The organism is Rhodomicrobium lacus, from assembly GCF_003992725.1.
Taxonomy (GTDB): Bacteria; Pseudomonadota; Alphaproteobacteria; order Rhizobiales; family Rhodomicrobiaceae; genus Rhodomicrobium; species Rhodomicrobium lacus.
Window position 1 is genome coordinate 106,068 of record NZ_RZNF01000001.1, and the last position, 13,588, is coordinate 119,655.

The window sequence follows — 13,588 nt, forward strand, 5'->3', positions numbered from 1 at the left end:
GAGCCGGATCCGATCGGGTTGAATCCGCCTCTTCAACAACGACCCTCTTACCGACCGGATTGTGATCCGATCAGATCGCCGCGAATGCCTCAACCGAGAGAGGCCCGGATCAATTCCCTATCGCGGCAGAAGCGTCGTTCCCATCAGCGCGAGATCGATCGCGTGCGCAGCCTGACGGCCCTCGCGGATCGCCCAGACGACAAGCGATTGCCCGCGCCGCATGTCGCCCGCCACGAAGACCTTCGGGCGCGACGTCGCATAGTCGCGGTCGGTGGCCTTGACGTTACCGCGCCCGTCGAGTTCCACGCCGAGGTCGGCGAGCAGCCCTTCCTTGACAGGCGAAACGAAGCCCATGGCAAGCAGCACGAGGTCTGCATCGAGCACGAACTCGCTGCCGGGAACGGCCTTCATCTTTTCGTCGACGCGCACGCAATGAAGGCGCGCGACCTCGCCCTTGTCGTTGCCCTCGAAGCGGGTCGTCATCACGCTGAAGTCGCGGACGGCGCCTTCTTCCTGGCTCGAAGAGGTCCGCAACTTGAGCGGCCATTGCGGCCAGGTCAGATCCTTGTTTTCCTTGACCGGAGGCTTCGGCATGATTTCGATCTGCGTCACCGAGGCCGCGCCCTGCCGGATCGACGTGCCGATGCAGTCAGAGCCCGTGTCGCCGCCGCCGATCACCACAACGCGCTTTCCCGTGGCGAGTATCGGCTCGACATCGCCGAGCGGCTCGCCGGAAACGCGCCGGTTCTGCTGCGTGAGGAAGCTCATGGCGAACTCGACGCCCTTCAGTTCGCGTCCCGGCACGGGAAGATCGCGCGGGCGCTCGGAACCGCCAGCCAGCAGCACGGCGTCGAAGTCACGTTCGAGTTCAGCAACGGGAAGCGTCACGCCGACATGGACGCCGCAATGGAAGGTCACGCCCTCGCCCTGCATCTGCGCGACACGCCGCTCGATGACCTGCTTCTCAAGCTTGAAATCCGGGATGCCATAGCGCAGAAGCCCGCCCGGCATTGCGTTCTTTTCGTAGACATGCACATCGTGCCCCGCACGCGCAAGCTGCTGCGCGGCGGCAAGTCCCGAAGGGCCGGAGCCGACCACGGCAACGCGCTTGCCGGTCTTCACCTCGGCCGCTTCCGGCACGATGAAGCCCTCGTCAAACGCCCGGTCGGCGATCGCACATTCGATGCTCTTGATGGTCACAGGCACGTCGTCGATGTTGAGCGTGCAGGCAGCCTCGCAAGGCGCCGGGCAGATGCGCCCCGTCACGTCGGGGAAATTGTTCGTCGAATGGAGGTTTCGCGCCGCCGCTTCCCATTCGCCGTGATAGACGAGATCGTTCCAGTCCGGGATCTGGTTGTTGATCGGGCAGCCACGATGACAATAGGGCACGCCGCAATCCATGCAGCGCGCGGCCTGGCGGCTTACGTCCTCGCTCGTCGGCGGCAGCACGAATTCGCGGAAATGCCGCGTGCGCTCCGCGACGGGTGCGTAATCGCGCTCTTCGCGCTCAATCTCAAGAAAACCGGTGATCTTTCCCATTGTCTTACCCGCGCTGCATGCTGTCGGCGCGCACGCGCCAGCCGTCTATCCTGTTGCCCGGCGTTGCCGCCAACCCGTCGCAGACTTCCGTCGCCATCCGGCGCCGGCACTGCGGTGATGAATTTCGGCTGCCTATGCGAAAACAGCCGAAATCCTGAAGTCCTGTTTCGTCGTCCGGCGATGATGCCTTCGCGACAGTCTGGATCATGCTAACGTACGGGCGGGCGACGCCAAGGCGCCCGCTCGCGTTGCTAACCTGCGGCGGTCACGCCGATGGAGATCTCCGCCTGCTCCGGCGGCGTCGGCGCAACCTTAAGCCGCTTCTGGTTTTCGAGCGCCTTGCGATACTCGGTCGGCATCACCTTCACGAATTTCGGCAGGTACAAAGACCAGTTTTCGAGAATGGTCTTGGCGCGTTCGGACCCCGTATAACGGCGGTGGTTCTCGATGAGGCGGACAAGACGAAGTTCGTCGTCGAGCGTCATGTCCTGCATGAGATGCACGAAGTTGAAGCGCTCCAGCGTGTCGCCGCTCGCCTGGTTGAAGGGCGAGACGTCGCCGGGATCGATGGGCTCAAGCTCCACCATCGCCATGTTGCACCGCTTCGGGAACGAGCCGTCCTCGTCGAGCACATAGGCGATGCCGCCCGACATGCCCGCCGCGAAATTGCGGCCCGTCTTGCCGAGAACCACAACGCAGCCGCCCGTCATATATTCGCAGCCGTGATCGCCGGTTCCTTCGACGACCGCCACCGCGCCCGAGTTCCTCACCGCGAAACGCTCGCCCGCAACGCCACGGAAGTAGCACGAGCCGGAAATCGCGCCATACAGCACGGTATTGCCGACGATGATGCTTTCTTCCGGCACAACCGACGTGTTCGACGGCGGACGAACGATCAGCTTGCCGCCCGAAAGCCCCTTGCCGACATAGTCGTTGCCCTCGCCTTCGAGATCGAGCGTCACGCCCTTCGCGACCCACGCGCCGAAGCTCTGCCCGGCCGTGCCCTTGAGCGAAATCCAGATGGTGTCTTCCGGCAGGCCCGCATATCCGTAAGCCTTGGCGACACGGCCCGACAGCATCGCGCCCGTCGAGCGGTCGGCGCTCACGATCGGCACTTCGAGCTTGACGGCCTTGCCCTCTTCGAGCGCGGGTTTCGCAAGTTCGATCAGCTTCCGGTCGAGCACATGCGCAATCGGATGGTTCTGACGCTCGGTGCGGTAGCTGGCGACACCGGCCGGAACTTCCGGCTTGTGGAACATCTTCGTAAAGTCGAGGCCCTGCGCCTTCCAGTGCTGGATCGCCCTCTCCTTGTCGAGCCAGTCGGTGCGGCCGACAAGCTCATTGAAGGAGCGGACGCCGAGCGCCGCCATGTATTCGCGCACCTCTTCCGCCACGAAGAAGAAATAGTTGATCACATGCTCCGGCGTGCCCTTGAAGCGCGCGCGAAGCACCGGATCTTGCGTGGCGACGCCCACGGGGCAGGTATTGAGATGACACTTGCGCATCATCACGCAGCCAGCCGCGATAAGCGGAGCGGTCGCGAAGCCGAACTCGTCCGCGCCGAGAAGCGCGCCCACGAGCACGTCGCGGCCCGTGCGGATGCCGCCATCGACTTGCAGCGCGATGCGGCCGCGCAGGCGGTTGAGCACCAGCGTCTGCTGCGTTTCGGCGAGGCCGATTTCCCACGGGCTGCCGCAATGCTTGATCGATGTCAGCGGGGACGCGCCCGTGCCGCCCTCGAAGCCCGCAATGGTGATGTGATCCGCGCGCGCCTTGGCGACACCCGCCGCAACTGTGCCCACGCCCACTTCGGAACCGAGCTTCACGCTGACGTCGGCTTCGGGATTCACGTTCTTCAGGTCGAAGATAAGCTGCGCCAGATCCTCGATGGAGTAGATGTCATGGTGCGGCGGCGGCGAGATGAGGCCCACGCCCGCCGTCGAGTGGCGCACTTTCGCGATGGTTTCGTCCACCTTGTGGCCCGGAAGCTGGCCGCCTTCGCCCGGCTTCGCGCCCTGCACCACCTTGATCTGCATCATGTCGGAGTTGACGAGATATTCCGTCGTCACGCCGAAGCGGCCCGAGGCGACCTGCTTGATGGCCGAACGCATGCTGTCGCCGCTCGGGAGCGGCCTGAAGCGGTCGGCTTCCTCGCCGCCCTCGCCCGTGTTCGACTTGCCGCCGATGCGGTTCATGGCGATGGCGAGCGTGGTGTGCGCCTCGCGGCTGATCGAGCCGAAGGACATCGCGCCCGTGGCAAAGCGCTTCACGATCTCGCTCGCCGGCTCAACCTCGTCGACCGGCACAGGCGCGCGCCCGAGTTCGCCCGCTTCCTTGATGCGGAACAGGCCGCGAATGGTCATCAGGCGCTCAGCCTGTTCGTTGAGGTTCTTCGCAAAAGAGCGATATTTCTCCGGCAGATTGCCGCGCACAGCGTGCTGAAGGTCGCCGACGGTGTCGGGCGTCCAGGCGTGATCCTCGCCGCGCACGCGATAGGCGTACTCGCCGCCGACATCGAGCGTGTCCTTGAGGACCGGCGCGTCGGAGAACGCAAGGCGGTGGCGCTCGGCGGTTTCGCGCGCGATCTCTTCCAGCCCGACGCCCTCGATGGCCGTCTGCGTACCGGTGAAATACTTGTTCACGAAGTCCGAGCGAAGGCCCACGGCGTCGAAGATCTGCGCGCCGCAATAGGACTGATAGGTGGAGATGCCCATCTTGGACATCACCTTCATCAGGCCCTTGCCGATGGCCTTCACATAGCGCTTCTCGGCTTCCTTCTTCGATATCGGCTTTGAAAGCTCGCCGAGCTTCGCCTCGATCGTTTCGAAGGCGAGATAAGGGTTGATGGCCTCCGCGCCGAAGCCCGCGAGCACCGCGAACTGATGGATCTCGTGCGCCTCGGCCGTTTCGACCACAAGGCCGACCGACGTGCGCAGGCCCTTGCGGATAAGGTGATGGTGCACCGCGCTCGTCGCGAGCAGGCTCGGGATCGGAATGCGGTCGGCGCTGGCTTCGCGGTCGGATACGATGATGATGTTCCAGCCCTGAAGGACTGAGGTCTCCGCGCGCTTGCACAGGAGGTCTAGCGCGCGCTCCATGCCCGGTGCGCCAAGGTCCGCGCCGTAAGTCGCGTCGAGCGTGACCGTGCGGAACGGCGTGTCGGGGTGATCCGCGATGTGACGGATGCGCTCCAGCTCTTCGTTCGTCAGGATCGGCTGCGAGACTTCAAGCCGCTTCAGCTTCCACGTGCCCTGAAGGTCGAGGATGTTCGGGCGCGGGCCGATGAACGACACGAGGCTCATCACCAGTTCCTCGCGGATCGGGTCTATGGGCGGGTTCGTGACCTGCGCGAAGTTCTGCTTGAAATAGGTATGGAGCAGCTTCGGCCGCGACGACAGCGCGGAAATGGGCGTGTCTGTACCCATCGAGCCGATGGCTTCCTGTCCCGTCTCGATCATCGGCGCGAGCAGGAACTTCCAGCTTTCCTGCGTGTAGCCGAACGCCTGCTGACGGTCGAGCAGCGAAACGTTCGTCTTCGGCTGCGACGACGTAACGGCTGGCAGGCTTTCGACGCGCACCTGCCCGTGCTTCAGCCACTCCTGATACGGACGCATGCTGGCGAGTTCGGTCTTGATCTCGTCGTCGGAGATAATGCGGCCTTCGTCGAGGTCGATCAGCAGCATCTTGCCTGGCTGAAGCCGCCACTTGTGGACGATCTTCTCTTCCGGCACCTGCAGCGTGCCTGCCTCGGAAGCCAGAATGACGCGGTCGTCGGTCGTGACGACGTAACGGGCCGGGCGAAGGCCGTTGCGGTCGAGCGTCGCGCCGACCTGCCGGCCGTCCGTAAACGCGATCGCTGCCGGGCCGTCCCACGGCTCCATGAGCGAGGCATGATATTCGTAAAAGGCGTGCCGCTTCTCGTCCATGAGGGTGTTGCCGCCCCAGGCTTCGGGAATGAGCAGCATCATGGCGTGCGCGAGGCTGTAGCCGCCCTGCGTCAGGAATTCGAGCGCGTTGTCGAAGCAGGCGGTGTCGGACTGGCCCTCATACGAAATCGGCCAGAGCTTCTGGATCTCGCCTCCGAACAGGGGCGACGAAACGCTCGCCTGCCGGGCCGCCATCCAGTTCACGTTGCCGCGCAGCGTGTTGATCTCGCCGTTGTGGCAGACCATGCGGTAAGGGTGCGCGAGCTTCCAGGACGGGAAGGTGTTGGTGGAGAAACGCTGATGCACGAGCGCGAGCGCTGACGCGAACAGCGGATGATGCAGGTCGTTGTAATATTCGCCGAGCTGATACGACAGGAACATGCCCTTGTAGACGATGGTCCGGCAGGAGCACGACACGGGATAGAAGTTGATGTCGGCACCGATTTCGGCGCGCACGCGATTCGAGATGATGCGCCGCGCAACGTAGAGCGCGCGCTCGAAGGCGCTTTCGTCCGAGATGCAATGCGGGCGACCGATGAAGACCTGCCGCTGGAACGGCTCGGTCGCGGTCACGATCTCCGGCAGCGACTCATTGTTGACCGGCACATCGCGCCAGCCGATGAACGGCAAGCCTTGCTCGGCGAGCACCGTCTCGACAACGGTTTCGCACTTTGCGCGAACCTCGGGGTTCTGCGGCATGAAGAGCTGGCCGACGCCGTAATACCCGGGCTCCGGCAGCTTGAAGCCCAGCCCTTCGCCTTCCGCGACGAAGAAATCGTGCGGGAGCTGCACGAGGATACCCGCGCCGTCGCCTGCGAGCGGGTCCGCGCCCACCGCGCCACGATGTTCGAGGTTGAGCAGGATCTTGAGCGCGTCCTGCACGATTGCGTGGCTCTTCACGCCCTTGATATTGGCGATGAGGCCGAGACCGCAGGCATCGTGCTCGCGCGAAGGATGATAAAGCCCCTGCGGCTCGGGAAAACCGTGGGCGGAATGGGAGCTGTTACAGAAAGGCATCGCGGTATCGGTCATGGCTCTAGGAATTCGCAAGGGATTTTTAATGAGGAGTCGGTTCTATATCGTTCGTCGGGCGCGCTATCGAACCGTACCGCGCGCGCGGCTTCTAGCGGCGATGTTTTCGCGTCGCGGTCTTTGCCGCTTCGCTACCGTATTTTCCGCTGTCAATGCCGCCCGTAGTCATTTCGTGTCGTCCCCTGCCCAGTTGTCATTCAGGCACGCAAAAGCTCGATCCCGAAACGCATTTGTTTCCTGAACAAATGGTTCACGGGCCGAGCATTGCCCAGGCTATCGCGCCAACGGGTTGAAGCGTGCCAGAATTTTAGAACCGTGACAAGTCTGCAATGTCCCGCAAGGCTGGCGAAACTCCGCCGCGCCAGCGGGCGAACGACCGGCCGGCGAACCGATGCGGCCGGACCTGTAACGGCGTCGTTAGTCCCTATATAATATCGCGCATCCTTGAGAAAACACCGCTTCGCCGGTGTTTACGGGGCAAAATGATAGCTCGTTTTATGAGCGGAATCGGCGGCGATGACCTGGCGAGAAGAATTTGAAGGCACCCTGGCGCGAAGCTGGAATGTCGTGCGCGACAATGTGCTCACGCCGCAGGCAGCGGGTGGCCCGTCCGACGAGAGGGTGGCGGAGCTTGCGAAGAGCAGGGCACCGGTCATCTGGCTCATCGGCAAGGTACAGTCCGGCAAGACGTCCATCGTCCGCGCGCTCACGGGCGTAACTGCGGCGGAGATCGGGCAAGGCTACAAGCCTTGCACGAGGACCGCGCAGATCTTCGACTTTCCCGCCGATGCCCCGGTGATTCGTTTCCTCGATACGCGCGGCCTCGGTGAAACGGGGTACGATCCCGCCGAAGACATCGCGGTGCATGAGAGCCAGTCGCATCTGATTCTTGCGGTGATGAAGGCGCTCGATCCACAGCAGGATGCGGTCTTGAGCGCGGTGACGGCGGCGCGCGCGCGTCATCCCGGCTGGCCCGTCGTCGTCGCGCAGACCACGCTGCACGATGGCTACAAGACGGGTGAAGGCCATCCCGCTGCATATCCCTACGGCGAACCGGGCGCCGCGCTTGAGGTGCTTGGTCCGGTGCCCCCGGACCTCGCCAGAAGCCTTGCGCACCAGCGCGGGCTGTTTGCCGGTCTGCCGGGCGACGGTCTCGTGCTGTTCGTGCCCATCGATTTCACACAGCAGGGCGACGGTTTCGAGCCGGTGAATTACGGCCTGCCCCAGCTTCTGGCAGCGCTCGAAAAAGCCGCGCCCGCCAGCATCGTCGCGGCCCTGAAGGATAGCAGCAGCAGGGCAGGAGACACGCTGTCGCGCGAGGCTCATCCTCATATCGTCGGCTATTCAAGCGCCGCTGCCGCCGCCGACGTGGTTCCGCTGGCAGGCGCGGTCGCCGTTCCCGTGGTTCAAGCCAAGATGCTGCACAGCCTTGCCCGGATTTACGATGTGGAATGGAACCGGCGCACGCTGTCGGAATTCGGCGCATGCCTCGGCGCGGCGGTCGTGACGCGCATGGCGGCGGCGTTCGGCGCGCGCCAGCTCGCGAAACTCATTCCGGGCTACGGGCAGACGGCGGGCGCGGCGGCAGCAGCCGCCACAAGCTTCGCCACCACATTCGCCATCGGCAAGGCGGCCTGCTATTTCCTCGCGCGTCGCCGTCTCGGGCAAAGCGACCCGAAAGGCGTGGCCGAAGCCTATGCCGCCGCGCTGTCGGAAGCTTTCCGGTTTCGTGCGAAGTCGGAGGACGACCGCAAGCCGGAAGGCGCTCGCGCATGAGCGGTGGCAAGGATAATCTGCTCTGGCTTCGCGTCGCCCTCGTCGCGCTGTGTTTCGCGCTGCCCTCGCTGACGCTGATCCCGCTTGGCGGCCTGTGGCTATGGGAAAAGGGGTATGCGCTTTACTGGGTCGCGGGCGCTTTCGCCTTTGTCGGCCTCGCCTTTCTGTTCCAGCTCGCCATGTTCCGCCGCCTCGACATTCCGCTGCGCGGGCCGCGCGACGTGGAGCTTCCAGAAGATGCCGCAGCCGATAGCTGGAGCCCGCGCGAGACGCAGGCGTGGGATGCTGTGCTCGATGTCGCCGACACGGTGAAGGTGGACGATCTGACGAGCTGGTCCGCGTTCTGGGCGCTCGGCAAGCGGACCATCGACGCGGTCGCGCGGAAACTCCACCCCGAGCAGGAAAAGCCGCTGTGGGAGTTTACCGCGCCGGAAGCCCTGACCATCGTCGAGCAGGTTGCCGTGCGCCTCAAGCCCGTGGTTGCGAACAACATCCCGCTGGGAGACAAGCTCACCATCGGGCAGATGATCCGTATCTATGAGTATCGCTCCCTGATCGATGTGGCGCAGAAGGGTTACGACATCTGGCGCATCATCCGCATGCTGAACCCGGCGACCGCCGTCACGCAGGAACTGCGCGAACGCATGTCGAACCAGATGTATCGCTGGGGGCGCGAGGAACTCGCGAAGCGGCTCGCGCGGGCCTATGTCAAAGAGGTTGGACGCGCCGCCATCGACCTTTACGGCGGACGCCTGCGTGTCGAACCGGAAGACCTTCAGGCGCATGTGACCGAGGCCACGGAACGCGACCGCCGCGCCGCCGCGAAGGTGGAGGCCGAGCCGTTGCGCCTCCTCATCGGCGGGCAGGTCAACGCGGGCAAGTCGAGCCTCGTGAACGCGCTTCTTTCCGAAATCCGCGCGGGCTCAGACGTGCTTCCGCTGACGAACGGCTTCACGGCTTATGAACTGAAACGCGAAGGCGTGCCGCAGGCGCTGCTTCTCGACAGCCCCGGCCTAGACAGCACCGCCGAGCCCTTGCAGGTGCTGGTGGAGGAAGCGGCGAACGCGGATCTCGTCGTTTGGGTGGCGAGCGCGATGCGCCCCGACCGCGACCTCGACGCGCGCGCACTCGAAGCCATCCGGGCACATTTCGCCGAACGGCCGAACCGCCGCCGCCCGCCGATGCTGTTGGTGCTGAGCCACGTGGATCGCTTGCGGCCCGCGCGCGAGTGGTCGCCGCCCTACGACCTCGACGAAGCGTCGAACGCGAAAGCGGCCTCGATCCGCGGCGCGCTCGAAGCGGCGGACGCCGACCTTGGCTTTTCCGACGAGGACACCATCGCCGCCTGCCTCGATACCGGGGTGGGCCTCTATAATGTCGATGCCATCTGGGCCGCGATCACGGAGAAGATGCCCGAGGCGCAGCGCGCGCAACTCGTGCGCACGCTTCAGGACATCGACAAGGGTTTCGACTGGCGGAAACTTCGAACGCAAGCGGCGAATGCGGGCCGCATCATCGCGAAAGCCGTGTTCTCCGGCGGCGAACGGCGGCCATAGAATTCGGCCTTCGATGGAACCGGAGGCGCGACCCATCTCCCTGTTCGACGCGCGACCGAAATCGTCTCACGTTCTACCGGACGCACTCCAGACGATCCTCGTTCCGGAGCGCGGACCGAAGCCCGCGCGCAGCTATTCGAGCATGCCGAGCGCGTGCATATATGTCGCGAGGATGGCTTCCTCGGTCTGCCGCTCCTGCGCGTCCTTCTTGCGCAGCGAAATGATCTTCTTCAGCGCCTTGGTGTCGAAGCCGTTTGCCTTTGCCTCGGCATAGATGTCCTTGATGTCGCCCGCGAGCGCAGCTTTTTCTTCTTCAAGGCGCTCGATGCGCTCGACGACCGTACGGAGTTGCTCCTTCGCCGACTTGTCGATGCTGCCGCCGCTCAACCCGATATCCGCTCCGCCGTCGAACCCTGATGCGTCGTCCACGCCGCTCTCCTGTTCTTCCCGCCGAAGCCATTCGGCCACGGCGAGATTCGCATTGTCTCAAGGCCCGGGACACCCCGCGCGCCCGAACCGATTTTGAGGCGCGACACTATAACCGTGAGACTTTGCGTTCAACGTGGCAGCGCCAGCCGTCCACCTCCCGGTCGCGGCTGTGGACATGCGCAACATACAGGGTTGCGTCATCGCACGACTCAGCAGGCCGGCTAGTCTCCGCCTGCGGTTTCCTCGCCGCTTGCCGCTTCCACGTCGCCCTTTTCGACGCGCTCCATAACGCGGTCGGCTTCCGCGTCCGAGCGCGATTCATGATATTCGAGGCGCGAGAGCGGCTCCGCGTGTGCCGGATCGGCGAAAATGGCGGCGAGACTGTCGGCGAGGATCGCGGCCCATTCGATCTGCCCGGCCTCCTCGCGGATGAGATCCTGGCGAACCTCGACGAGCACGTTCGGCAGGCCGCGCAGCGTCGCGTGACGGAAGATCGTATCGTTGCGCAGGTGCCCGGAATAGGGCTCGTTGTCGCCGATTTCGAGGCCAGTCCGCTCGCGAAGCTGCTTCAGCACAGGAACCGGCAGGCGCGGGTCTCTGTCCCACAAGACGGCCGCGTGCCATTTGCGCGGCACCCCGCGCCAGACATTGGTGAAGCTGTGCATCGAGAAAATGACGGGGATCTGCCCGCGCGCGAGCACGGCGTCGATCTCGGCGGCGACGACGGCATGGTAGGGCCGAAAGAAGGCACGGATGCGCCGCTCCTTCTCGGTTTCGTCGACGCGCACATTGCCGGGAACGAGCGCCCCATCGGAAATGCGCATGATGAGCGTCGGATCGTCCTCGCCGCGATTGGGATCGATGAGCAGCCGTGAGAAGCGCGTCGAGACGACGGTGGCGCCAAGGCGGCGGCCGATCTCGCGCGCGACACCGAGCGCCCCGATGTCATAGGCAATGTGCCGGTTGAGCTGCACGTCGTCGAGACCGAGCGTCCCGTATTCGGAGGGCATCAGGTTCGTCGCGTGATCGCAAAGGACAAGCAGGCGCGTTTGCGGATCGCCGGGCAAGACCTCGAAGCTTTTCCAACTCTCGCCGCTGGATGCCGTTTCGCGGCGGGAGGTCGTTTCTATGGGGAGAGACTGAGATAACATGCCGCTCAATATTGTGAGGGCCGGACGTTTTTGCTCGCCCGGCGGCGAAACTTGCGTGTTGTGGGCTTCTAGCTGTGGCCAATAAACCACTTTCATGACGGTGAGTTCAAGCCCCGCCTCACGCCGCTCTCCCCTGCGCGGAAGCGATCCTGCCGACGCGCGAACAACCAGGCGCCGCCCCGCGCGCAGAAGGCTTGCGAAAGCGCCGTAACCGCAGCATGGTCTGCGCATGCTGCATATCAATGAATTATCATTCCGCATCGAGGGACGGCCGCTGTTCGAAAACGCGACGGCGGCGATACCGGAAGGGCACAAGGTCGGTCTCGTCGGGCGCAACGGCACCGGCAAGACGACGCTTCTGCGCCTGATCGCCGGCGAGATCGCGCCCGACGGCGGCAGCATCGGCTTGCCAAGGAACGCGCGCCTCGCTCATGTCTCGCAGGAAGCGCCGGGCGGCCCGGAAACGCTGCTTGAAACGGTGCTCGCCGCGCATACGGAACTTGCGGCGCTGACCGCCGAGGCCGAGACGGCGCACGACCCGCATCGTATCAGCGAAATCCACACGCGCCTTGCCGACCTCGACGCGCATTCCGCGCCTTCGCGCGCGGCGCGCATCCTTTCGGGGCTCGGCTTCGACGAGGCGGCTCAGCAGCGCTCGTGCAGCGAATTCTCGGGCGGATGGCGCATGCGCGTCGCGCTCGCGGGCGCGCTGTTCGCCGCGCCCGATATCCTTCTGCTCGACGAGCCGACAAACTATCTCGACCTCGAAGGCGTGCTCTGGCTCGAAGACTTCATCGCAAGCTACCCTTATACCGTGCTGATCGTCAGCCATGACCGCGATTTGCTGAACAACGCGGTCAACAGCATCCTTCATCTCAACGACAAGCGGCTTTCCCTCTATACGGGCGGTTATGACCGCTTCGAGGAGACGCGCCGCGAGCAGCAACGCCTGCAACTGAAGCTGAAGAAAAGCCAGGACGACCAGCGCCGCCACATGGAGGCGTTCGTGGAGCGCTTCCGCGCGAAGGCCACGAAGGCGAAACAGGCGCAAAGCCGCCTCAAGGCGCTGGCGAGGCTACAGCCCATCGCCGCCGAGGTCGACGCTCAGGTGGTTCCGTTCCGCTTCCCGTCGCCCGAGCGCCCGCTCGGCAACCCGCTGATCCGCATCGAGGGCGCGAGCGTCGGTTACGATCCGGCGCGCCCCATCTTGCGGGGCATCAACCTGCGCCTCGATGCCGACGACCGCGTGGGGCTGCTCGGATCGAACGGCAACGGCAAGTCCACGCTCGCGAAGCTGCTTTGCGGCAAGCTCGCGCCCATCGACGGCCAACGGCGCGCGTCGAACAAGCTGGAATACGGCTATTTCGCGCAGCATCAGCTCGACGAGCTTCGGCCGAAGCTCTCGGCCTACGATCACATCGCCGAACTCATGCCCGACGCGACCGAGGCGCAGAAGCGCGCGAGGGTGGCGTCCATCGGCTTCGGCGCCGACAAGGCCGACACGGCGTCGGAAAAGCTCTCCGGTGGCGAGAAGGCGCGGCTTCTGTTCGCGCTCGCCACGTTCCACGCGCCGCATCTTCTCATCCTCGACGAGCCGACGAACCATCTCGATGTCGACAGCCGCGAGGAGCTGATCCATGCGCTGAACGATTACGAAGGGGCGGTTATCCTCATCAGCCACGACCGGCATCTGCTGGAAGCGACGGTGGATCGTCTCTGGGTGGTCCGCAACGGCACGGTAGCGCCTTACGATGGCGACCTCGAAAGCTATCGCGCTGAAAGCCTCGCGGCGGCGAAACAGGCCGCCAAGGCCAGCGGCGGCGAACGCCCGGCGGAGGCGAAGAAAAGCCGCGAGGAAGAGCGCCGCCAGACCGCGCAGCGCCGCGCCGAACTGGCGCCGCTCAAGAAGCAGATGACCGATCTCGAAAAGCGGGTTCACGATCTCCAGAAGAAGATGGCCGAGATTGACGGGCGCCTCGCCGATCACACGTTTTACCAACGCGAGCCGGACAAGGCCCGCGCGCTGACGCTCGACCGAGCGGCGTTGCTGAAGGATCTCAAGACCGCCGAGGATGCCTGGTTCGAGGCATCGCTCGCCTATGAAGAGGCGGCCGCCGACGCTTGACGGCGGGCGCTGGATCGCCCTTTCCGACGCCGCCCTTTCGCTCCTGCCGAGACA

Annotated in this window: 7 protein-coding genes; 3 read left to right on the forward strand and 4 right to left on the reverse strand. The window is 64.6% G+C overall.

What is annotated here, in order from left to right; all coding sequences use genetic code 11:
• Positions 1 to 117 precede the first annotated feature (117 nt).
• Both EK416_RS00540 and gltB read right to left on the reverse strand, forming a co-directional pair.
• Positions 118 to 1,539, reverse strand: a complete 1,422-nt coding sequence (locus EK416_RS00540) for a glutamate synthase subunit beta (protein WP_127075261.1) — start codon at positions 1,537 to 1,539, stop codon at positions 118 to 120.
• A 251-nt stretch (positions 1,540 to 1,790) separates the two neighbouring features.
• On the reverse strand, positions 1,791 to 6,497 hold the full coding sequence (gene gltB / locus EK416_RS00545; RefSeq protein WP_127075263.1) for a glutamate synthase large subunit: 4,707 nt from the start codon (positions 6,495 to 6,497) through the stop codon (positions 1,791 to 1,793).
• A 516-nt stretch (positions 6,498 to 7,013) separates the two neighbouring features.
• Between gltB and EK416_RS00550 the strand changes: the two genes are divergently transcribed.
• Together EK416_RS00550 and EK416_RS00555 are read left to right on the forward strand one after the other, a co-directional pair.
• Complete coding sequence (locus EK416_RS00550; protein WP_127075265.1) at positions 7,014 to 8,273, forward strand: GTPase family protein; 1,260 nt, start codon at positions 7,014 to 7,016, stop codon at positions 8,271 to 8,273.
• Entirely contained in the window at positions 8,270 to 9,829 is a 1,560-nt protein-coding gene (locus tag EK416_RS00555; protein ID WP_127075267.1) for a GTPase family protein, read from the forward strand. Before EK416_RS00550 ends, EK416_RS00555 begins: the two co-directional genes overlap by 4 nt.
• A 132-nt stretch (positions 9,830 to 9,961) precedes the next feature.
• On the opposite strand, the gene EK416_RS00560 is transcribed toward EK416_RS00555, so the two are convergent.
• Both EK416_RS00560 and EK416_RS00565 read right to left on the reverse strand, forming a co-directional pair.
• Positions 9,962 to 10,222, reverse strand: a complete 261-nt coding sequence (locus EK416_RS00560) for a DUF2312 domain-containing protein (protein WP_181952103.1) — start codon at positions 10,220 to 10,222, stop codon at positions 9,962 to 9,964.
• Positions 10,223 to 10,479: 257 nt separating this feature from the next.
• On the reverse strand, positions 10,480 to 11,409 hold the full coding sequence (locus EK416_RS00565) for an N-formylglutamate amidohydrolase (RefSeq protein ID WP_127075269.1): 930 nt from the start codon (positions 11,407 to 11,409) through the stop codon (positions 10,480 to 10,482).
• Positions 11,410 to 11,638: 229 nt separating this feature from the next.
• Here EK416_RS00565 and EK416_RS00570 point away from each other — a divergent pair, with 229 nt between their 5' ends.
• Positions 11,639 to 13,534 (forward strand): ABC-F family ATP-binding cassette domain-containing protein, encoded by a 1,896-nt coding sequence (locus tag EK416_RS00570; protein ID WP_127075271.1) that lies wholly within the window; start codon positions 11,639 to 11,641, stop codon positions 13,532 to 13,534.
• The last annotated feature ends 54 nt before the right edge of the window (positions 13,535 to 13,588 follow it).

Excerpts from the sequence above, each read along its gene's own strand:
- EK416_RS00540 (WP_127075261.1), bottom strand. The coding sequence starts at position 1,539 with ATGGGAAAGATCACCGGTTTTCTTGAGATTGAGCGCGAAGAGCGCGAT.
- EK416_RS00555 (WP_127075267.1), top strand. The coding sequence starts at position 8,270 with ATGAGCGGTGGCAAGGATAATCTGCTCTGGCTTCGCGTCGCCCTCGTC.
- EK416_RS00570 (WP_127075271.1), top strand. The coding sequence starts at position 11,639 with ATGCTGCATATCAATGAATTATCATTCCGCATCGAGGGACGGCCGCTG.
- EK416_RS00565 (WP_127075269.1), bottom strand. The coding sequence starts at position 11,409 with ATGTTATCTCAGTCTCTCCCCATAGAAACGACCTCCCGCCGCGAAACG.
- gltB (WP_127075263.1), bottom strand. The coding sequence starts at position 6,497 with ATGACCGATACCGCGATGCCTTTCTGTAACAGCTCCCATTCCGCCCAC.
- EK416_RS00550 (WP_127075265.1), top strand. The coding sequence starts at position 7,014 with ATGACCTGGCGAGAAGAATTTGAAGGCACCCTGGCGCGAAGCTGGAAT.